The organism is Thiomicrospira microaerophila (genome assembly GCF_023278225.1).
In the GTDB taxonomy this organism is placed as follows: Bacteria; Pseudomonadota; Gammaproteobacteria; order Thiomicrospirales; family Thiomicrospiraceae; genus Thiomicrospira; species Thiomicrospira microaerophila_A.
In genome coordinates this window covers 1,829,845-1,851,229 of the sequence record NZ_CP070959.1, presented here as the reverse complement: position 1 = coordinate 1,851,229, position 21,385 = coordinate 1,829,845, and the positions used below count along the sequence as shown (strand labels likewise).

At 45.7% G+C, this 21,385-nt stretch carries 11 protein-coding genes; 8 read left to right on the top strand and 3 right to left on the bottom strand.

The genetic code is table 11. From position 1 onward, the window contains the following. The 8 genes from JX580_RS08945 (at nt 1) to JX580_RS08910 (ending at nt 15,899) form a co-directional block, all read left to right on the top strand. A complete protein-coding gene (locus tag JX580_RS08945) occupies nt 1-2,034 on the top strand; it encodes an RNA-binding domain-containing protein (protein ID WP_248850201.1) in 2,034 nt (677 codons plus the stop codon). A 16-nt stretch (nt 2,035-2,050) separates the two neighbouring features. Continuing rightward, a complete protein-coding gene (locus JX580_RS08940) occupies nt 2,051-5,047 on the top strand; it encodes a type III restriction-modification system endonuclease (RefSeq protein WP_248850200.1) in 2,997 nt (998 codons plus the stop codon). A 113-nt stretch (nt 5,048-5,160) separates the two neighbouring features. Continuing rightward, nucleotides 5,161-6,222 (top strand): efflux RND transporter periplasmic adaptor subunit, encoded by a 1,062-nt coding sequence (locus JX580_RS08935; protein ID WP_248850199.1) that lies wholly within the window; start codon nt 5,161-5,163, stop codon nt 6,220-6,222. Next, a complete protein-coding gene (locus tag JX580_RS08930; protein ID WP_248850198.1) occupies nt 6,219-9,347 on the top strand; it encodes an efflux RND transporter permease subunit in 3,129 nt (1,042 codons plus the stop codon). Before JX580_RS08935 ends, JX580_RS08930 begins: the two co-directional genes overlap by 4 nt. A 190-nt stretch (nt 9,348-9,537) precedes the next feature. Then, nucleotides 9,538-12,255: a bifunctional diguanylate cyclase/phosphodiesterase gene (locus tag JX580_RS08925; RefSeq protein WP_248850197.1), complete on the top strand. Its 2,718-nt coding sequence runs from the start codon at nt 9,538-9,540 to the stop codon at nt 12,253-12,255. A 137-nt stretch (nt 12,256-12,392) separates the two neighbouring features. Further along, a complete protein-coding gene (locus tag JX580_RS08920) occupies nt 12,393-14,237 on the top strand; it encodes a sensor domain-containing diguanylate cyclase (protein ID WP_248850196.1) in 1,845 nt (614 codons plus the stop codon). Nucleotides 14,238-14,320: 83 nt separating this feature from the next. Beyond that, nucleotides 14,321-14,707 (top strand): glycine cleavage system protein GcvH, encoded by a 387-nt coding sequence (gene gcvH, locus JX580_RS08915; RefSeq protein ID WP_248850195.1) that lies wholly within the window; start codon nt 14,321-14,323, stop codon nt 14,705-14,707. After that, nucleotides 14,700-15,899, top strand: coding sequence for a class I SAM-dependent rRNA methyltransferase (locus JX580_RS08910; RefSeq protein ID WP_248850194.1), 1,200 nt, complete (start codon nt 14,700-14,702; stop codon nt 15,897-15,899). The genes gcvH and JX580_RS08910 overlap by 8 nt, the downstream gene beginning before the upstream one ends. Nucleotides 15,900-15,960: 61 nt before the next feature. Here the strand turns inward: JX580_RS08910 and JX580_RS08905 are convergent, their stop codons facing one another. The 3 genes from JX580_RS08905 to JX580_RS08895 all read right to left on the bottom strand — a co-directional run bounded on the left by JX580_RS08905 (nt 15,961) and on the right by JX580_RS08895 (nt 21,246). Next, complete coding sequence (locus JX580_RS08905; RefSeq protein ID WP_248850193.1) at nt 15,961-17,331, bottom strand: NAD-dependent succinate-semialdehyde dehydrogenase; 1,371 nt, start codon at nt 17,329-17,331, stop codon at nt 15,961-15,963. A 10-nt stretch (nt 17,332-17,341) separates the two neighbouring features. Then, nucleotides 17,342-18,673 (bottom strand): dihydroorotase, encoded by a 1,332-nt coding sequence (locus tag JX580_RS08900; RefSeq protein ID WP_248850192.1) that lies wholly within the window; start codon nt 18,671-18,673, stop codon nt 17,342-17,344. A gap of 128 nt (nt 18,674-18,801) precedes the next feature. Beyond that, on the bottom strand, nt 18,802-21,246 hold the full coding sequence (locus tag JX580_RS08895; RefSeq protein WP_248850191.1) for a methyl-accepting chemotaxis protein: 2,445 nt from the start codon (nt 21,244-21,246) through the stop codon (nt 18,802-18,804). Nucleotides 21,247-21,385: the final 139 nt, after the last annotated feature.

Below are 21,385 nucleotides of genomic sequence, written 5' to 3'. Positions count from 1 at the left end.
ATGAAACTTCAGTTTAACCAAAACCTTCCGCATCAAAAGGCCGATTGGGATTGGCTTTCAGATATTAAAGAAAGCTCAGAGTTGGAGTGTAAACTCGCGTCCGGACGAGATGGTCAGGGTGCTATTCCACGAGATTTTTGGGAAACTTATTCCGCTTTTGCCAATACTCATGGCGGTACTGTCTTGTTAGGGGTTAAAGAGAAGCCGATTGATCATTTTACGGTTGAAGGGGTTGTGAATGCAGAAAAGGTGGTGAGAGATCTTTTCAATAATTTAAACAACCCTAAACAGGTTAGTCACAATATTTTGACGGAACAATCTATTGCATTGGTTGAAGTCGGTGATAAGCAAGTGGTAAAGATTGAAATACCAGCCGCTAATCGTCATCAAAAGCCCATTTTCTTAAATGGCAATCCATTTGGAAATACCTATCGACGTTTGCATGATGGTGATCGAAAATCTTCTGATGAAGATGTCCGTCGAATGCTGGCTGAGCAAGTTGAAGATGAGCGTGACAGTAAAATTCTCGATGGTTTTGGCTGGGACGATATTGAGCCTGAATGCTTTAGAGTCTATCGACAAATGCTAAGAGATGCTAAACCAGGGCATGTTTGGTTAGAGTTAGACGATTTTGAGCTTTTGAAAAAACTGCGTGGATGGCGTTGTGATCGAAAATCTGGGCAAGAAGGTTTAACACTGGCTGGATTATTGATGTTTGGGCGCTGGGAAGCGATTCAAGAAGCGGTTCCGCACTATTTTGTTGATTATCAAGAACGACCGGAGCCAAAAACTGAATTGCGATGGATTGATCGATTGGTGCCTGACGGTAGTTGGTCAGGTAATTTGTTTGATTTTTATCGTATCGTATATCGAAAATTAACTGATCCAGTCAGTCTTAAGGTTCCTTTTCAATTAAAAGACGGTCAACGTAAAGACGATACCCCTGTTCACGAAGCGATTCGAGAGGCTTTGATTAATACTATTGTTCATGCTGATTACTCGGGGCACGTATCTGTATTGATCGTAAAGCGCCCTGATTTACTCGGTTTTAGAAATCCTGGTAATATGAGAATACCGCGTGAACAAGCATTTCAAGGAGGGGAGTCGGATTGTCGAAATCGAATTATGCACCAAATGTTTCTAATGATTGGGCTTGGCGAAAGAGCGGGGTCAGGAATTCCTAAAATCGTTAGCGGTTGGGACTCGCAACATTGGCGCAGACCTGCTCTTTATGAAAAGGATGACCCGGAGCAAACCTTGTTAGAGTTAAGAATGCTAGCGCTTTTGCCGGAAGAAATAATGGCTAGGCTAGATGAAATGTTCGGAGAAAAACTCTCTAACCTCAGTAGAACAGAACGACTCATTCTTGCCACCGCGGCGATTGAACAAGTCGTCAGTCATTCTCGTGTTATGGATATTACTTCAATGCACAGTCATGATATTACCTTGGCTTTCAGTGGGCTAGTTAAACAAGGGTTTTTAACTCAATCCGGGCATGGTCGTGGTTCTGTTTATACCCTGAAGGGTCAGAACCTGCCAACACCTGATGAAATATTTGGCAAGCCGATTCAGGTTCAAAAGGTAAGTGTGCAATCGTTATCTTCGGAGAAGTTCTCCGAAGATAACAGGCGCTACTTCGAAGATAGCGAAAATTTCTCTGAACATATGACGACCATTAAGCGTGATGAGTTTGGACGTTTATTGACGAATCAATTGGGCGCACCAGTAATAGATAATCTAGCTCATTTAGACCCGTCTTTTAAACATCGCTTAGAGGTGATCGCAGCACTACCAAGAACCAAAAAACGGATTAAGCCGGAGGTGATGAATAAGATTATTATTCAAGTCTGTTCTGGGCACTATGTTACCAGAAGTTGTTTGGCTGAATTGGTTGCAAGAGATCCGGATGCTTTAAGACAGCAATACATAAAACAGTTGCTTGATAAGCAGCTGTTGTTGCAGGCTTTTCCTCAATCTCCAACAGACCGACGTCAGGCTTATATTTCGATGAATGATATTCAAACTAAACAATAGAAAAAAGAATCGTAATATGAAACTTCAATTTAACCAAAATCTTCCGCATCAAAAAGCCGCTTGGGAGGCGGTGGTGAGTTTGTTTGAAGGGCAGGAAAGCTGTTCAGTACCGTTTACTATGCCGCAAATTCAAGCCACCAGGCCTGGTGACAGTCAGTTTGGGTTGGATTATGGTTCAGACATGCAGTTGGGCACGGCCAATCGTTTGGTGTTAAGTGAAGAGGAATTATTGGATAACCTCAAGCGCGTGCAGTTAAAACACGGCTTAAAACCAAGTAAGTCTATTCATAAAGCCAATTTGAATTACACGGTGGAAATGGAAACCGGCACGGGCAAAACTTATGTGTATTTGCGTTCGATCTATGAGTTGAACCAAGCCTACGGCATGACCAAGTTTATTATCGTGGTGCCGTCGATTGCGATTAAAGAGGGCGTGAAAAAGTCGCTGGAAATCACTAAAGACCATTTGAGTTTGCTCTATAAGGGCATGAACGCTGAGGCATTTGTGTATGATTCCGGCAACTTGGAGCAAGTGCGTAACTTTGCCGAATCGAGCCATATTCAGATTATGGTGATTAACATTCAGGCCTTTAGTCGCAGTTTTGTTGATCCTGAAAAAGAGGGCACGGCGAACATTATCCATCGTGCGAACGACCGCCTTGAAGGAATGCGTCCGATTGAGTTGATTGCGCGTACCCATCCGGTGGTGATTATTGATGAACCGCAATCGGTCGATACCACCAAAAAATCCAGCGAGGCGATTCAATCGCTCAACCCTTTGTTCACCTTGCGTTATTCCGCCACCCATCGCGATAAACACTTGCCGATTTATAAACTCGATGCGGTGGATGCCTATAACCAAAAGCTGGTGAAGCAAATCGCGGTATTACCGGTGTTGCCGGAAGACGACAATAACAACGCGTACATTAAACTGGTGAATGTGCAGAACAAGAAAGGCTATTGTGAGGCACAGGTGGAATACGATGCCTTAACCAAAACCGGTAGCATTAAGCGTGAAAAGAAATGGCTCAAAGCGGGTGCGGATTTGTTTGAACTGAGCAAGCGCGATTTGTACGAAGGTTACATTATTAAAGACATCTCGGTGGAGCCGGGTAATCAGTGGATGGATTTCACGTCTAAAGAAGACTTTTTGCGGGTGGGAGAAAGTATCGGCGGGGTCGATGATCTGGCGTTAAAGCGTTTGCAAATTAGCAAAACCATTGAGAAGCATCTAGAACGCGAGCTGGTATTGAACCCGAAAGGCATTAAGGTGTTGAGCCTGTTCTTTATTGACAAGGTGGCAAATTATCGTGTTTACGATGACAACGGACAACCAGGCCTGGGTGTGTATGGACAGATATTTGAGCAGGAGTTTAGCCGTTTAGCCAAGCATCCGAAATATCAGTCGTTGTTTAAAGAAGTGAATTTGGAGATTGCCGTTAATCAGGTGCATGACGGTTATTTTGCCGCTGATAAGAAAGGCGTGGCGAAAGACACCAACGGCACCACCCAAGCCGATGATGATGCCTATAAATTGATTATGCAGGACAAAGAACGCTTGCTGGATTTAAAAACGCCATTGCGTTTTATTTTCTCGCATTCGGCCTTGCGCGAAGGCTGGGATAACCCAAATGTGTTTCAGATTTGTACCCTGAATGAAACCGCCTCAACGATCAAAAAGCGCCAAGAGATTGGGCGCGGTTTGCGCCTAGCGGTCGATAGCACGGGTAATCGCGTGGTGGACAGCGGCTTTTCAGTAAACACGCTAACGGTAATTGCCAACGAGTCGTATCACGATTTTACTGCTGCGTTGCAAAAAGAGATCGAAGAGGAGGACGGCATTAAGTTCGGCGTGGTCGAAGATCATGCGTTTGCGAACTTGGTGATTCAGCAAGACGGTAAGGATGTGACCTTTTTGGGCGCAGAAGACTCGGAAAAACTCTGGCTTTATCTGAAATCGCAAGAATTGATCGATAAAAACGGCAAGGTGCAAGACAGCTTAAAAGTCGCGTTGAAAACCGATAGCTTGGTGCTGCCGGAGGCCTATCAGCCTTATCAAGCGGATATTCAGTATATTCTGAAGAAAATTGCCGGTGGCTTGGATGTCAAAGATGCGAGCAAAACCTTTAGCGCAACCCCGAAAAAAGAAGTGATTTTGGGGGCGGATTTTCAGGCCTTGTGGGAGCGGATTAAATACAAAACCGTGTATCAGGTGAACTTTCAACTGGATAAGCTGATTTTTGATTGCATTCACGCGATTAAACATCAAATGGTGATTGCCAAGCCGAAATTTAAAACCGGCTTGGCAAATGTGACGATTGATCGCAGTGGCGTTGGGGTGACGGATGTGAAGGAATCGACCTTGATTTACGACGCCCACTATCAAAGCCTGCCGGATGTGTTGACCTATCTGCAAAACAAAACCCAACTCACGCGTAAAACGCTGGCGCGGATTTTGAGCGAAAGCGGACGGTTAAATGACTTTAAAAAGAATCCGCAGATGTTTGTTGAGCGCACGTTAGAGATTATTCAGCGCCAAAAAATGCACGCGTTGGTGGATGGCATTAAATACGAAAAAATCGGCGACCAGGCCTGCTATGCACAAGAATTGTTCTTGGAAGAGGAGTTGAAAGGCTATCTTGAGCAAAATATGATGGCGGTGGACAAGAGCGTGTATAGCCATATTGTCTATGACTCAAACATTGAATCGGCGTTTGCGAAAGGGCTGGAAGAAAACGAGGCGGTGAAGCTTTATACCAAATTGCCCGGCTGGTTTAAGATTGAAACCCCGTTAGGAAATTACAACCCGGATTGGGCGGTGTTGGTTGAACAAGATGGTAGCGAACGCTTGTATTTTGTGGTTGAAACCAAAAGCAGTTTGTTTAGCGAAGATTTACGCCAAACCGAAAGCGACAAGATCAAATGCGGTATTGCCCATTTTGCAGCATTGGGGAATGATGTTCAATTTGTTACCGCGAATAGCCTTGATGGATTAATGAATAGGTTGGGATAACTAGGTTGGGATAACATTATACGGGTCTGCACAATATATTCTTAGACCTAGTTTTGTATCTCGTTTATCCTATACAAAATAATAATATTCAAAAGATACTAAAGGTTTATATCATGTTTAAACATCTCTCAAGGGTTTGGTTGCTTGTCAGTTTACCGTTCTTTGCTTTTGCCAATCCGAATGCGCAGCAGGTTATTGTCGGTCAGGTTACCGGCGAGACGATTGTCGAAACGATTAATGCTTTAGGCACACTATCGGCGCGTGAGTCGGTTGCGCTGAGTGTCAGTGTCACTGAACGGGTGAGTTCATTGCATTTTCAGGATGGCGAACAGGTCAAAAAAGGCCAGGTGTTGTTACGTTTGTTTAGCGAAGAAGAACGCGCCAGTCTGGCTGAGTTGAAAGTGGCTACGCAGGATGCGCAGCGCCAATATGACCGCTTTGTACCTTTGTTTCAACGTGGCGATGTGGCGCAGTCGGTGTTGGATGAACGTAAGCGCGACTGGGATCTAGCCAAGGCGCGCGAAGCGGTGATGCAGGCCAAGCTTGATAAGTTAACGCTGGTGGCACCATTTTCCGGTCAGGTGGGTTTGCGTCAAGTCAGTGAGGGTGCGTTATTAACCCCCGGTACGGTAGTTACCGACCTGAAAGACCTGTCGCAAATGAAACTCGATTTTACCGTGCCGAGTCGGTTTTTAACTGAGCTGGCAACAGGCCTGAATGTTCGTGCAGAAACTGACGCCTATCCTCAGCAGGCATTCACTGGGCAAATCGAAACTATCCTACCGCAGATTGATCCTGTAACACGCAGTGTACAGGTTCGTGCCAACTTAGATAATGCAAAAGGCTTGTTAATGCCGGGCATGTTAATGAAGGTGACCTTACAGCAACAACCCCGTTCGGTGTTGTTTATTCCAGAAACCGCGATTGTGCCGATTGCCGAACGTCAATTTGTTTATAAACTCAACCCCGATGAAAACGGCTTGTATAAATTGCAGCGTGTACAGGTCCAACTGGGCATGCGGCAACCAGGCCTGGTTGAAGTGGTTTCAGGTTTAAAGCTAGGCGATAAGGTGGTGAGCGAGGGGGCGCTAAGAGTCAGGCCGGGGCAGTTAGTCAGAGCCTTGGAACGCCTTGAGCGTAAATCGGATATGGCGGATCAGGAAGCAGGCTTATGATCATTTCGGACACGGCGGTTAAGCGCCCGGTTTTAGCCGCGGTTTTGGCGTTATTGCTGGTGGCGTTTGGTTTGGTGGCGTTTGAAAAGTTGCCGCTGCGCGAATACCCGAATATTGACCCGCCAGTGGTGTCGATTACTACAGGTTATCCCGGCGCGTCAGCCGCGGTAATTGAGTCACGCATTACCAAAATTATCGAAGATCGAATTGCCGGTGTTGAAGGGATTCAATTTATTCAGTCGGTGTCGATGGATGGGCGTTCACGGATTACGATTGAGTTTGATGTGAATCGTGATATTGATGCCGCGGCGAATGACGTACGCGATAGAGTGGCGCGGGTCTCACGTCAATTACCGGATGGCGCGGATATGCCTGAAGTGCAAAAGGTGGATGGCGATGAGGACGTGATTATTTGGTTTAACCTGACTTCCGATAACATGACGGTGCCGCAACTCACCGATTACGCTAAACGTTATTTAATTGATCGCTTTTCGGTATTAGACGGTGTGGCGCGCGTGCGGATTGGCGGTGGACAAGAATATGCCATGCGTCTGTGGTTGGATGCGGATGCGATGGCCGCACGCGGTATTGCGGTATCTGATATTGAAAATGCGTTACAAACCTCGAATGTCGAGCTTCCGGCGGGTACCTTGACGTTACGGGAGATGTCGTTTAGCGTGCGGGTTGATCGCCAGCTTTTGACACCGGAGAATTTTGAGCGGCTGGTGATTAAGCGCGGTGCAGGCGATAACTTAGTTCGCTTGGCGGATATTGCACGGATTGAAAAAGGTTCGATTGAAAATCGCACCTTTTTCCGTGGCAATGGCTTGCCGATGGTGGGGATGGGCGTCATCAAGCAATCGACCGCGAATACGCTCAGTGTCGCTAGGGTGGTAAAAGAGGAAGTTGAACGGATTAACGCCATTTTGCCGGAGGGCATGGCGATTAAGCCAAGTTACGACAGTTCGGTATTTATTGAAAGCGCGATAGGCGAGGTGTACAAAACGCTTGGTATTGCGATTATTTTGGTGATGTTGGTGATTCTGGCGTTTTTACGCTCAGTTAGGGTGGCGATTATTCCGCTGGTCACGGTGCCGGTGTCGATGATTGCGACTTTCTGGGTATTATGGATGCTGGGTTTTTCTGTCAATATTTTGACGCTTTTGGCTTTGGTATTGGCGATAGGTCTGGTAGTTGATGATGCGATTGTGGTGCTGGAAAACGTCCAGCGCCATATCGAAAAAGGCTACTCCCCTTTGGCGGCCGCATTTTTGGGGACGCGCCAAGTCGGTTTCGCGGTGGTGGCAACCACCTTGGTTTTGGTCGCGGTGTTTGTGCCAATAAGCTTTTTGGAAGGCACGCTTGGGCGTTTGTTTAGTGAGTTTGCGATTACCTTGGCAGTAGCGGTTATTTTTTCGAGTTTAGTTGCGCTGACCCTATCACCTGCGTTGGCGTCTAAGTTACTTAGAGCCAAAAAATCCAACCAACCCCTGTTAACCGAACAGGATGCCAGTCCAGACACTATCCCGGAAAGGCCGAATATTTGGATTCGTGCCTATCGACCTGCCCTCACGTTGGCGTTGCGTTTCCCTTGGCTGATTGCTTTGGTGTTTGCAGCGACACTCTATGGTTCTTATCAGCTGATTCAGCAACTACCTGAAGAGTATGCGCCACGCGAGGATCGCGGTGCGTTTTTCGTAATGGTAACTGGGCCTGAAGGCGCGACCCATGAATATATGAAAACCTATTTGGAGGAGGTTGAGGCGCGTTTAATGCCATTAGTGGAGGCAGGTGAGGTGCATCGCTTACTGGTAAGAAGTCCACGCTCATTCGGTAATACCGATATTTTTAATACCGGCATTGCGATTGTGATTTTGAATGACTGGAGTGAACGCCGCCCAGCAAGCGAAATCATGCAGGATGTGCGAACACGCTTGGCCGACTTGCCTGGAATTAGAGCGAATCCGGTAATGCGCCAAGGCATCGGCGGACGCGTGCAAAAACCGGTGCAATTTGTCATTGGCGGTGGAACCTATCAGGAGTTAGCGCAGTGGCGCGATATTTTGTTAGAGCAGTTACAACAGAATAATCCGGGATTTGAAGGTATTGATTCCGACTATCGTGAAACCAAGCCGCAATTACGGGTGAATATTGATTATGAACAGGCGGCAGACCTAGGCGTGACCACCTTAGAAATTGGCCGTACCTTACAAACCTTACTGGGTTCAAGAACCATCACCACCTTTGTTGACCAGGGCGAGGAGTACGATATTATTCTGGAGGCCAGTCGCGAGATTTATCGCACACCGCAAAGCATGAATACCATCTATGTCAGATCAGCCACCACCGGACAATTGGTGCCTTTATCGAGTTTGGTGACGATAGAAGAGTTTGCGGATTCCGCCACCCTCAACCGCTATAACCGAATGCGTGCGATTACCATTGAAGCCAACCTAGCTGAAGGCTATACCCTAGGTGAAGGCTTGGCGCATTTGGAGCGTTTGGCGCGTGAACATTTGCCAGCGGATGCGATGATTGACTATAAAGGGCAATCGCGAGACTTCCAAACCTCCGGTAATGCGATTTACTTTGTGCTAATGCTCGGTTTAGTGGTGGTGTTTTTAGTCTTGGCGGCGCAGTTCGAAAGTTTTGTTAGTCCGTTTATTATTATGTTTACCGTGCCCTTGGCGGTGGCCGGGGGCTTATTGGGTTTGTGGTACCACGGCTTAACACTCAACTTGTACACGCAAATCGGTTTGGTGATGCTAGTGGGTTTAGCCACCAAAAACGGTATTTTAATTGTTGAGTTTGCCAATCAATTACGCGACAAGGGTCAGGCTTTTAAGGAGGCATTGGTTGAAGCCAGTTGTTTACGTTTGCGTCCGATTCTGATGACCGCGATTACAACCGTAGTCGGTGCGATTCCGCTGGTGATGTCATCGGGCGCGGGCGCAGAAACCCGCTATGTGATTGGGGTGGTGTTAATTTGGGGTGTCACCATCGCCACCTTCTTTACGCTGTTTGTGATTCCGGTGGTCTATCAATGGTTGGGACGTTTCAGCCAACCTGCTGGACATAACAAGCGACAACTTGAACAAGAGTTGGGTGATTTGCACAAACTTTGAGCCTAGTATTAGGTTTGGGCATTAACTTGGTCGGCAAGCTGTTATAATTGCCGACATTTCCTCAGTTTAAATCTGGTTTTTGAGTTTTTATGATCGTGTTAAAAAAACCGTCCCTGTTCTATCACCTTGCTATCTCTGCATTTGTTAAGGATTGCAGATAAGATGTCTATAATGGCTGTCAGGGTCTAGTATGACCCGTTTAAGATTAAGTATTGTTTTTAGCTTAATGCTGCTGGTTATTTGGTTGGCAGGGTTAAGCTATTTCCATTCTAGGTTTTCACTTGAGCAAGAGCAATATACTCAGCGTCAATTAGCAAGTCTTAATATCGCATGGACGGCTGTTCAGCATTTGCAGCAAAAAGGCAAGGATGTTTACTTTAATACCTATATTAATCAACCAGATTTAATGGCCTTAATGCAGCAAGCTCAGTTGCCTGCTTTGCGAGCAGAGGCGCGACATCAAGTTGAACAAAAACTATCTCCGGTGTATCAGCAATTAAAACAGGATGGCATTTTTCAGTTTCATATTGTATTGCCGGACAACACTAGTTTTATCCGGCTACATTTACCTGAAAAGTATGGCGATAATTTAACGGATTTGCGCCACTCATTTCGATTAGTGAATCAAACCCTTGAACCAATTTATGCGGCTTTCGAAGCAGGTCGCGTGGTGCCGGGGTTCAGGACGGTTTATCCTTTGATCTATAAAGGTGAGCATCTTGGTTCGGTTGAGTTTAGCAATATGTTTGAAACGCTAAGGCGAGACATTGCTTTTTTAGATCCGGATCGTGATTATGCTTTGATTATTCACCCAAGAATGAAAGCAGAGATTTTTGCAGAAAACCAGAACTTTTACGGCGATAGTTTATTTGCTGAGGGTTGGCTCGAAGAGGATCCGAAGCGTAGCTTGCCCGGAGCGTCACCTTTATATGGCGATTATCTGGTTAAAATGGCCACTAGTCTTCGTCAAGATTTTTCAGTGCTAGCCAATTTAAACCAAAAACGTAGTTTTGGTTATCCTTTTTATGCTGATGGCGGGATGCAACTTGCTAACTTTATTGCGATACATGATCTCAAAGGAGATACCGCTGCTTACTTAGTCGGCCTATCCCCCGCGCCGTTTTTAGATGGAATAAGGCAAGACTTTATTAATAACGTAACTGCGTTGACCTTGATTGTTATGTTACTGGGGTTAGCGATTTTTTATTTATTAAAACATCGTGACGAATTACGGATCGCCGCCAGTGCTTTTGATGTTCAAGAGGGTATTACGATTACCGATAGCCAGGCTAGGATACTGAAGGTCAATAAGGCATTTACGCGTTTAACTGGCTTTAGTGAGCAAGAAGTTTTGGGCAAAACTCCGGCTATTTTGAGTTCGGGACGACAAGATCCACTTTTTTATCAAAAAATGTGGCAAGTGCTTAAATCAACCGGTCATTGGCAGGGTGAAATTTGGAATCGGCGAAAAAATGGTCAAATTTTTGCCGAGTGGCTGACCATTACCGCTGTTTATGACGCTAAAAAAAGGGTGACTAATTATGTCGGTGCCTTTTTGGATATTACCCAACGTAAAGAAGATGAAGAGAAAATAAAAAAACTGGCTTTTTATGATCCATTAACCGATTTGCCTAACCGTCGTCTGTTAATGGAGCGTTTGGAGCATGCGATTAAGGTATCTGATCGCACGCAACGCTATGGTGCGGTGTTGTTTATTGATATGGACAATTTTAAAGCCTTAAACGATACCAAGGGCCATGATGTTGGTGATCAAATGTTGCTTGAAGTTGCACGTCGTCTCAAGCGTTTGTTGAGGGAGTCAGATACTGTTGCTCGTTTGGGCGGCGATGAGTTTGTTGTATTGCTAGAAGGCTTGGATTTGGATTTAGAGCAGGCTTCGTTGGAGGCAGAACTTTTAGCTGAGAAACTGCGGGATAGCCTAAATCAGCCTTATGATTTTGGTGAATTTCAACATTTTTCTAGCCCCAGTATTGGTATTGCCTTGTTTTATGGGCATCAAACCTTGATGGACGAAGTATTAAAAAATGCAGATAGTGCGATGTATCAGGCCAAAAATGCCGGTCGGAATACCGTTCGTTTATTCGATCCAAAGATGCAGGCCTGCTTGGAGAAGCGCCTGTTGCTAGAAAAAGACTTGTATCAGGCTTTAGTACTCAACCAATTAGAAGTTTACTATCAACCGCAAGTTGATCAGGTGGGGCGCATTATCGGTGCTGAGTTATTATTACGTTGGCAGCATCCTGAAAGAGGAATGATTTCACCTGCGGAATTCATTCCCATCGCAGAATCCAATGGTGCGATTATTGACATAGGTCATTGGGTTATTCAACAAGCCTGTATTACGCTCAGAGATTGGGCGCAACAACCAGGCCTGGTTGACCTTTCGCTTTCGGTAAATGTTAGTGCTCGACAGTTTCAACAGTCGGACTTTGTTGAACAGGTTTTGGCCTTGTTAGCTAGGTATCAAGTGTTGGCAGAGCGGTTAAAGTTTGAAGTGACCGAAAGCGTGGTGGTCGTTGATATTGAAGATGCGGTTGATAAGATGAATCGTTTAAGTCAAGCAGGGGTGGAGTTTTCAATTGACGATTTTGGTACCGGACACTCTTCCTTGTCGTTGGTTCATCGTTTACCTGTTCGTCAGGTGAAAATTGATCAAAGTTTTGTTAGAAGTTTAACGCTTGATCCGACGATTAAATCTTTGATTAAAAGTATTGTTGTGATGGCGCGTAGTTTGGATGCAGAGGTGCTCGCAGAGGGCGTCGAAACGCGGGAAGATTGTGAACTGCTGATAGAGCAGGGGTGCTATTTTTTCCAAGGCTATTACTTTGCTAAGCCGATGCCCTATAAAGGTTTGATGAATTTTGTGGGCACTCATTTAAAAGCATAGCGCTATAGATCAGTTCGTTTGGCTCAAACCTGGGATTTTTTAGAGAAACTTATTTCTTGATAAGTAAAATTGATCGGTAAAGATTCTAGCCTGAGGCATAATAGAAACAGTATAAAAACTTAAGAGCCATAACTCATATGCAACATGTAATAGGTCGTTATAAGGTTTGGATAGCCATTGTCCTGCTAGGCGTTCTATTATTTGCTTTATGGGGTGCGATGTTCCACAAACAACAAGCCACTTCTCTGCGTGATTCAGTATTTCAACATTACACACAAGAAACCGCTAATCAGGTTAATCTTCTTATTCAGCAACAAAAAAATGCCTCTGTGGCATTAGCATTGATGTTGGCTGAAAATCCAAACATTAAAAATTTAATGCTTAGTGAGTGTTGCGACTATCAGCATGATCTCAAGCAAGTAGCCGATAGAATTGAGCGCGAATCAAGCATTAACAGTATCTGGCTGCATGCGGTCAACCGAGATGGCATCAGCCTTGCCCGCAGTTGGACGGATAAGCGCGGAGATTCTCTTATAGAAGTACGCAGTGATCTGCGTGGATTGTTAGCTGGACCACATCAAACACCAAGCACTAGCATAAGCACTGGTCTGTTTACCATGTCATTCAAAACGACGGTACCTGTATTTGAGTCGGGTGTTTTGTTGGGGGTGGTTGAGGTGATTTCTCAATTTCAACCACTTGTTAATCAGATGACAGAAAAGGGTTATCCCTCACTGGTGTTGGCTGATAGAAGATACCGAGATCAATTGACACTTGCTCGCTCAGGTGTGTTTATCGACGACTATTATCTGGTAAATACCCAACCTGCTGAACGTTGGATTGGTCTTCTAAAAGACATTGAGCTGTCTCAGTTTTTAACTGAGCAAACCTATCTTCTCAAAGACAACTATATGATTAACCCCGTTCCTATTTTTAATGTCGAAAAGGAGGTTGAGGGTTATTGGGTGCTGTTTGTTCCTACCGATATGATTAACTTTCATCAAATTGATGATTTGCAATCACGATTTATGCTGGTATCGGCGGTTGTGTTGGTGATGCTGGTTTTGTTGGGCTTGTTGCTGTTAAGCCGTCAGCAAGTCGCGTTACAAGGGCAATACTACAAAGAGATTATTGATTCGGCTTCCGATATTTTATATGTTAGTGATTTAGATCACATTATCTATGCTAACGGCCATTTCTTTGAATTTTTTGATGAGTTTGATAGCCTTACCGCCTTTCACAAACGCTACCAATGTGTTTGTGATCTTTTTGAACCCGGTGAAGGCTTGCTTCAACGCGAAATAAACGGCGTCTATTGGATTCAATATATCCTAAACCACCCAGAGGTCGTGCACAAAGCCAAAATTGTTCAACATGGTCAAGCTCATTATTTCGCTATCAAGGTTCAGCCCCTTAACCAAACAGTATTTGGTCGTTATACTATCGCGATGCAGGACATCAGTGAGTTGGAGTTAGCGCAAACTAAGCTGGTTCAGTTATCACAAACCGATGAATTGACTGGTATCGGAAACCGTTTATTTTTTAATAAAAACTTAGCTCATGAGCTAGCCAGAGCTAAAAGGCATGACCTGTCTTTGTGTATTATGATGTTTGATATTGATCACTTTAAGTCAATCAATGATCAGTATGGACATGATGTGGGGGATAAGGTGCTGAAAGAGCTGACTTTGTTGGTGATGGGGCAGTTGCGTGAAAGTGATTTATTCTGTCGTTTTGGCGGTGAAGAATTTATTGTATTGCTCCCTGACACAGACATGGAAAACGCGAAAATTCTGACAGAGCGTTTGTTGAGCTTAATCGCGCAATATTATTTCGATGCCTTGCCTTCGCATCGTATCACTTGCAGCTTTGGATTGACTCAGATTCAGCAGGGTGATAACTATAATACCGTTTTAAAACGGGTTGATAAAGCCTTGTATGCCTCAAAAAATGGCGGTCGAAATCAAATTCAAATCCGATAACTGCTTGGTCAAATTTTATGCTGCAGTTTGTGCGCATGGTATGATATCTCGATCGTTTATTATTCATCATTTTGGAGCAAACCATGAGTCAACTACCAGAACATTTAAGATATGCCGAAACCCATGAATGGGCTTATCCGGACGAAGAGGGTCTAATCGTTGTCGGGATTACCGATTTTGCGCAGGAATCGCTTGGCGATATCATGAATGTCAATTTACCGGAGATTGGGATTGATGTTAGTGCGGGGGATGATGTCGCGATGATTGAGTCGGTTAAAACCGCATCCGATATCCATGCGCCGGTAAGTGGTGAAGTTGTGGCAGTGAATCCATTTCTAGTCGATGAGCCTGAGTTGGTGAATGATGAACCTTATGATGGCGGTTGGTTATTCCGTATTGCGCCGCACGATATGTCGGAATTTGACGATCTAATGATTGCCGAAGATTATCAGGCGGAAATCGATGGCTAATTTTCAATCGCTACGTTTAAAGAAAAATGAAGACCGTCGAATTAAGCAAGGCCACATGTGGGTGTTTAGCAACGAGGTCGATAGCCAAGCCACACCGTTAAAGAACTTTACACCGGGTGAGCAGGTGGTGGTTGAGGCCAGTAATGGTAAAGCGCTTGGGTTGGCGTATGTGAACCCAAACAGTTTGATTTGTGCGCGGGTGTTTAGCCGTGACACTAAACATCAGCTTGGCATGACGTTTTTTAAAAAACGTTTGCAACAAGCGCAGGCATTACGCGAGATGAATTATGATAAGCCTTATTATCGTTTAGCTTTTGGCGAAAGCGATGGGGTACCAGGCCTGGTGATCGATCGATTTGATGATGTGTTTGTGGTGCAAATAGGCACAGCAGGCATGGAGGCGTTTAAAGACGATATTCTTCAAGTGCTGATTAATCTTTATCATCCGCGTGCGGTGGTGTGGCGTAATGATAGCGCGAGCCGCGAGTTGGAAGGTCTGGAACGTTATCAAGCTGTGGCCTGTGGCGAATTGCCTGAGCAGGTTGAGTTGATTGAAAATGGCGTAAAATTTGTCATTCCCGGTTTAGGTGGGCAGAAAACCGGTTGGTTTTATGATCATCGTTCAGGGCGGGCGCGTTGTGCCGAATTGGTCAAGGGTAAGCGCGTGCTGGATGTGTTCAGTTATTTGGGTGGTTGGGGCGTGTTGGCAGCCGTGGCCGGTGCCAGCGAAGTGGCTTGTGTCGATGCCTCTGAACTCGCGTTAGATGGTGTGCATGCCAATGCCGAGCTTAATGGTGTGGCCGATAAGGTCACCAGTTATCAGGGCAATGCGTTTGAGGTACTCACCGCCTTGGCGCAACAAGCTGAAAAGTTTGATGTGGTCATTGTCGATCCACCAGCGTTTATTAAGCGTAAAAAAGATTTTAAAGCCGGTTCAGAAGGTTATCGAAAAATTAACCAATTAGCGATGCGTTTGGTTGAAGCCAATGGGGTGTTGGTGTCCGCGTCTTGTTCGCATCACATGCCACGTGAGGCCTTGATTAGTCAGGTTCAAGCGGCCGCCAGTCATTTAGATCGTACCGTTACGTTATTTGATCAAGCAGGCCAAGCACCGGATCACCCGATTCATCCCGCGATACCGGAAACAGAATATCTAAAAACCCTGTTTTTCCGCGTATCTCCTAAGTGGTAATCCTTTAAGCCTTTGCTGGCCAAAGACCACCAGGCCTGGTGGTCTTGGTATCTATTCGAAATTATTTAATCCAAATTGACTTAACATTGGTGAATTCGCGGATGCCGTGGTAGGACAGTTCACGACCGTAGCCTGAGTTTTTAACGCCACCGAAGGGCAAGCGTGGGTCGGATTTGGTCATGCCATTAACAAAACACGCACCGGATTCCATGCGCAATGCCATGGTTTCTGCGGTCGCTGGGTCACCCGACCAGACCGAGCCGCCCAAGCCAAATTGGGTGGCATTGGCTAAACCAACGGCATGCGCGGGTTCAGTGGCTTTAAAAATCAAGGCCACCGGGCCAAAAAACTCTTCGTGATAGGCAGGCATCGCGCTAGAAATGTCCGCCAAAATGGTCGGCGCATAATAACAGCCGGGGCGTTCGAGTTGGTAACCGCCGGTGATTAAACGCGCGCCATAATCGACACAGGTTTTCACCTGTTGATGCAGTTCGTCTAACAAGTCTTGACGTGCCATCGGGCAAAGCGTGGTGGCCGGGTCAAGCGGATCGCCTTCAACAAATTTGGCTTCGACGGCGGTTTTTAAGCGGGTAATAAACTCTTCATAGATAAACTGGTCGATTATAAAGCGCTTGGCCGCAATACAACTTTGCCCCATATTTAAGTAACGACTGGCCACAGCGGCCTCAATGGCGGCAGGAATATCGGCATCGCTCATCACGATAAACGCATCCGAACCACCCAGCTCTAACACGGTTTTTTTCAGTTCTTCTCCGGCAATCGCCGCCACTTTACGTCCGGCGTTTTCGCTACCAGTGAGGGTGACAGCGCGCACAAATCGGTGGCGAATCACGCTTTCAACCTGATCGGAGCCAATCATTAAATTGGTAAACACAAAGGGCGGAAAACCGGCTTCTAAAAATACCTGCTCAATCGCTTGCGCGCATTGTGGCACATTAGAAGCGTGTTTTAATAGCCCAATATTTCCAGCAATCAACGCCGGTGCGGCAAAACGAAACACTTGCCAAAAGGGGAAGTTCCATGGCATTACCGCCAGTACAAGTCCCAGCGGTTGATAGCAGATATAGCTCTTGTGCGCATCGGTTTCAATGGTTTCATCGGCGAGGAAATCAGGGCCGTGTTCAGCATAAAACTCGCAGACCCAAGCCGACTTTTCGATTTCGGCTTTGGCTTCATTAATGGATTTTCCCATTTCAAGGGTGATCAGTTTGGCCAGTTCATCTTGTTGTTCACGTAAAATATCCGCCGCGTTTTTCATCAGCTCACAGCGTGTTTCTATCGAGGTGAGCTGAGACCATTCTAAAAACTCAGCCGATGCGCGACGAATGGCTAAGTCCAAACGTTGCTGATCCCAAGCTTCGAATTCGGCCAGTATTTCACCGGTTGCCGGATTCATCGAAGTTAATGCCATAGCGTTCTCCTTAACGATTAAATAACAAGCGTTGACCTGGTACGAACTCGGCAAATTGACCTTGGTCGTACATCACGCGTCCATTGACTAGCGTTTTTATCACGCTGGATTTAAAGGTGTGACCTTCCCAAGGTGACCATTGGCATTTGTATAGGTTGGCTTCTTTGGTGTCGGTATGCGGCTTGTTTAAATCCACCAATACTAAATCCGCCCAATAACCTTCACGGATAAAGCCACGATCTTGCACATCAAACAGCCGCGCAACATTGTGTGAGGTGCGATCGACAATCTGCTCAAGCGTGAATACACCTTGATGGTATAGATCAAGCAGGGCGCTCAACGACTGCTGTACCTGAGGCAGGCCTGCTGGTGCTTTAAAGTAGCTGTTTTGTTTTTCTTCCCATGTATGTGGCGCATGGTCGGTGGCAATCACTTCAATACGGCCATCAATCACCGCTTGGCGAATCGCATCGCGGTCAGCTTGGGTTTTGACCGCTGGGTTACATTTTACCAATGATCCTTTGGTGTCGTAATCGGCATCGGTAAACCATAAATGGTGGACACAGGCTTCAGCGGTAATTTTTTTGTCAGCCAACGGACCGGGGGTGAACAGATCCAACTCTTCTTTAGTGGTGATATGCAAAATATGCAAACGCGCACCGGTTTCTTTGGCGAGTTTAACCGCCATTGCCGAAGATTTATAGCAGGCTTCGTGGTTGCGAATGATCGGGTGCGCGCTCATCGGCACATCCTCGCCATATTTTTCGCGGTAGGCCTCTTCATTCGCCTTAATCATTGGCGTGTCTTCGCAGTGGGTGGTAATAATAATTGGGCTATTGCTGAAGATCGCGCGTAATGCGGTTTCTTGATCGACCAACATATTGCCGGTTGACGAGCCCATAAACACCTTCACGCCACAGACGGTTTTTGGATTGACCTTGGCTACCTCATCCGCGTTATCATTGGTGCCACCCAAATAAAACGAGTAGTTTGCCCAGGATTTTTCAGCGCCAATCGCGTATTTGGCTTCTAAGGCTTCAAGGGTAACAGAGGGCGGATTCACATTCGGCATTTCCATATAACTGGTGGTGCCGCCCGCAACCGCCGCGCGTGATTCAGTGCCGATATCGCCCTTATGCGTAATGCCCGGTTCACGAAAATGCACCTGATCATCAATCATGCCGGGTAACAAATGTAAGCCTTCGGCGTTGATTTCAAGCTCGGCTTTAACATCAATCTGTGGGGCAATTTGAGCAATACGACCGTTTTCAATCAGCACATCCGCAATCTGCTGCTGGTTTTCGTTCACAATCGTGGCTTGTTTAATCAGGGTACGTGACATGCTGGCATCCTTAAGGTTGTGGGGTTCTAATTAAATTATCAAATTATTCTAACAAGAAAAGAAGGATAAAGCGGGCTTGAAACCGAATTTTGGCCTGATTTTTCAACCAGGCCTGGTGAGGTTTAAGTTTATTTAGACTGGCCTATAAGGTTTACAGGATGGTTATTGGTTTTAAACCGTGACATATCGCGGTAGAGGTTCTGGGCTTGTTCGTTCAAATTACTGGCGGCGCTGCTGGTTTCTTCAACCAAGCTGGCGTTTTGTTGGGTACCGCTGTCAATTTGACGAATCGCATGATTGACCTGTTGAATGCCAGCGGCTTGTTCGGTGGCGGCTTGGGAGATTTGACTGACCATGCCAGTTACCTGTTCCACCGATTGGATAATTTCTGCCAGCATTTCGCCTGAGCTGGTAGCCAGTTGCGTGCCTTGATCAATGCGGCTAACGCTTTCGTCAATCAGGTGTTTAATGTCCTTGGCGGCCTCAGCGGACTTTTGCGCCAGTGCGCGAACTTCACCGGCGACCACGGCAAATCCGCGACCGTGCTCCCCTGCACGTGCGGCTTCCACTGCTGCATTGAGCGCGAGTAGGTTGGTTTGGAATGCAATGCCATCAATCAGCGTCACGATGTCGGCAATTTTATGACTGGAGTTTTGAATTTCCGTCATCGCCTCTAGGGTGTTGGTCATGACTTTGTTGCCTTGTTGTGCTTTGTTTTGCACTTCAAGCGCTAGTTGCGTGGCCTTGGCGGCATGTTCGCTGGTGTTTTGTACACCCGTATTCATTTCTTCCATCGATTGAGAGGTTTGTTCTAGCATCGCGACTTGCTGCTGTACACGCTGGCTAAGGTCATCTGCACCTCTTGAAACCTCTTGCGCTCCTTCGTTGACTTGATTTGAAACCCCCATGGCATTGTGCACGATTTGGTTAAATTCTTCGCTTGAACGATTGATGGCTTGTTTGAGTTTTTCGAGTTCGCCTTGGTATTGCCCCTTAACTACAAGGCTGAGGTCGCCATTGGCTTGGGCGGCCATTACGCTGTTAATCTCAGCAATTGCGGCTTCTAAGGCTTCAAGAGATTCGTTCACGTCTTGTTTCACCTTGGCTAATTCGCCTTGCGCCGGTGCTGTGACACGATGATCAAATTGGCCTTTTTTCATGGCATCTAGCGTATCACTGATTTGGTTAATTACCAATTCGGTTGAGCTTAGGGCTTGTTCGACCATTTGACGGAAGTTAGCCGCCACTTTTTTGTCTAAGCGCACGTTAAACTGCCCTTGTTCGAGTGCACGCATCACCTTCGCCAGTTCATCCATCATAAAGGAAACACTGCGTGCTGATCCATTGATGCCGTCTTTGAGTTTAGCGAGATCGCCTTTGTATTCACCTTGCATTTCAGTTTTAAAGTCCCCTTTTGCAATTGCGGCTACTGTATTGTTGGCTTCGCTTAGGGCTTGGTCAACTTGAGATAACAACGAGTTAAATGCAAGGGTCATATCTCCAATTTCGTCTTTTGTCGTGTTGTTAAAGCTAACATTTAATTTGCCTGTTTCAGCTACATTGCGAATCGCAAGTGAGATTGATTCAATCGGGCGTTTAATAATTTGATGGCTGGCATGCCAAAGCAGTAGCATAATCGCGGTTATTAAAGTGATCATTAGGATTAGCATAAGCGTGATAATCTGATTAACACTGCTCATAGCCTCGATCATTTCGGAATGGTTGTCGTTGATACCAATTAGATAGTAACCAATGGTTTGAGATTCGCTATCCTTAATCGGGCTAGCACTTATAACTTTGTTATTTTGAATAGCAAAACCCTGTTGGATGACGCGATCTATATCTAGCCCTTGATACCAATCAAGGGAATCGGCAAACCAACGCGAATTGGCCAAGTAATAAGAACCCACTTGAGTATTTTCTTTTGCTTTTTCCCAGCGTTCGAGTCCTTTGTCATTAATTACCGCAAGAAAGTAAGCATTGTTTTGTAACATATCGCGGGTAACGGATCCAAGTCCGGCACGAATGTCTAATACGCCAACAATTTGATCGGAAGCGGAGCTAGCTTGAACTGGCACGGTAGCCGTGATAAATAAACCCACACCGGATAAATCAATCATCGCGGCATTCGCTTCGCGTCCAGATAGTAAGGCAGAAAAGTCACGAGGTGCTTTGCGTCCGATTGCCGGATCAGGGAGCTTGGCAAATGAGCGCATAAAAATTTGATTGTCTTGATCAAACGCAACAAAACTTAAACCACGGTGATTAGTGGTCGCCGCAAAGTCGGCGGATACTTGATTCGCAATCCGGTGCATTTCTTGATAATTTTTAGTTAGAAATAACTCACCTAATTGTGGGTTGGCCGAAACAAAAGCACGGATGGTGGACAGTGAGGTATCGATTTTGGCATCGATAATCGTTGATACTTGAGTCATGAGTTTTTCAGATAAGGATTGGGCGGCATGTTTTCTTAATTCGAGACTGGATTTAAAAATAATCGCTAAACCGATTGTTAAACCTATCGCGCTTATAATCAGCATGCGCATCAGCAGCTTCATAGAAATGCTCTTCATTTGTTTTATTCCTCTTGATTTAATTCGCTCTGTTTTTTTAAATTATGATGGCGTAGGTTGCAAGTTTACGCTTGAGTATAAGATTGGCAAATAGATAAAATTTTTAAGGGGGTTTATAAAATCTATACAACTTGGTGGG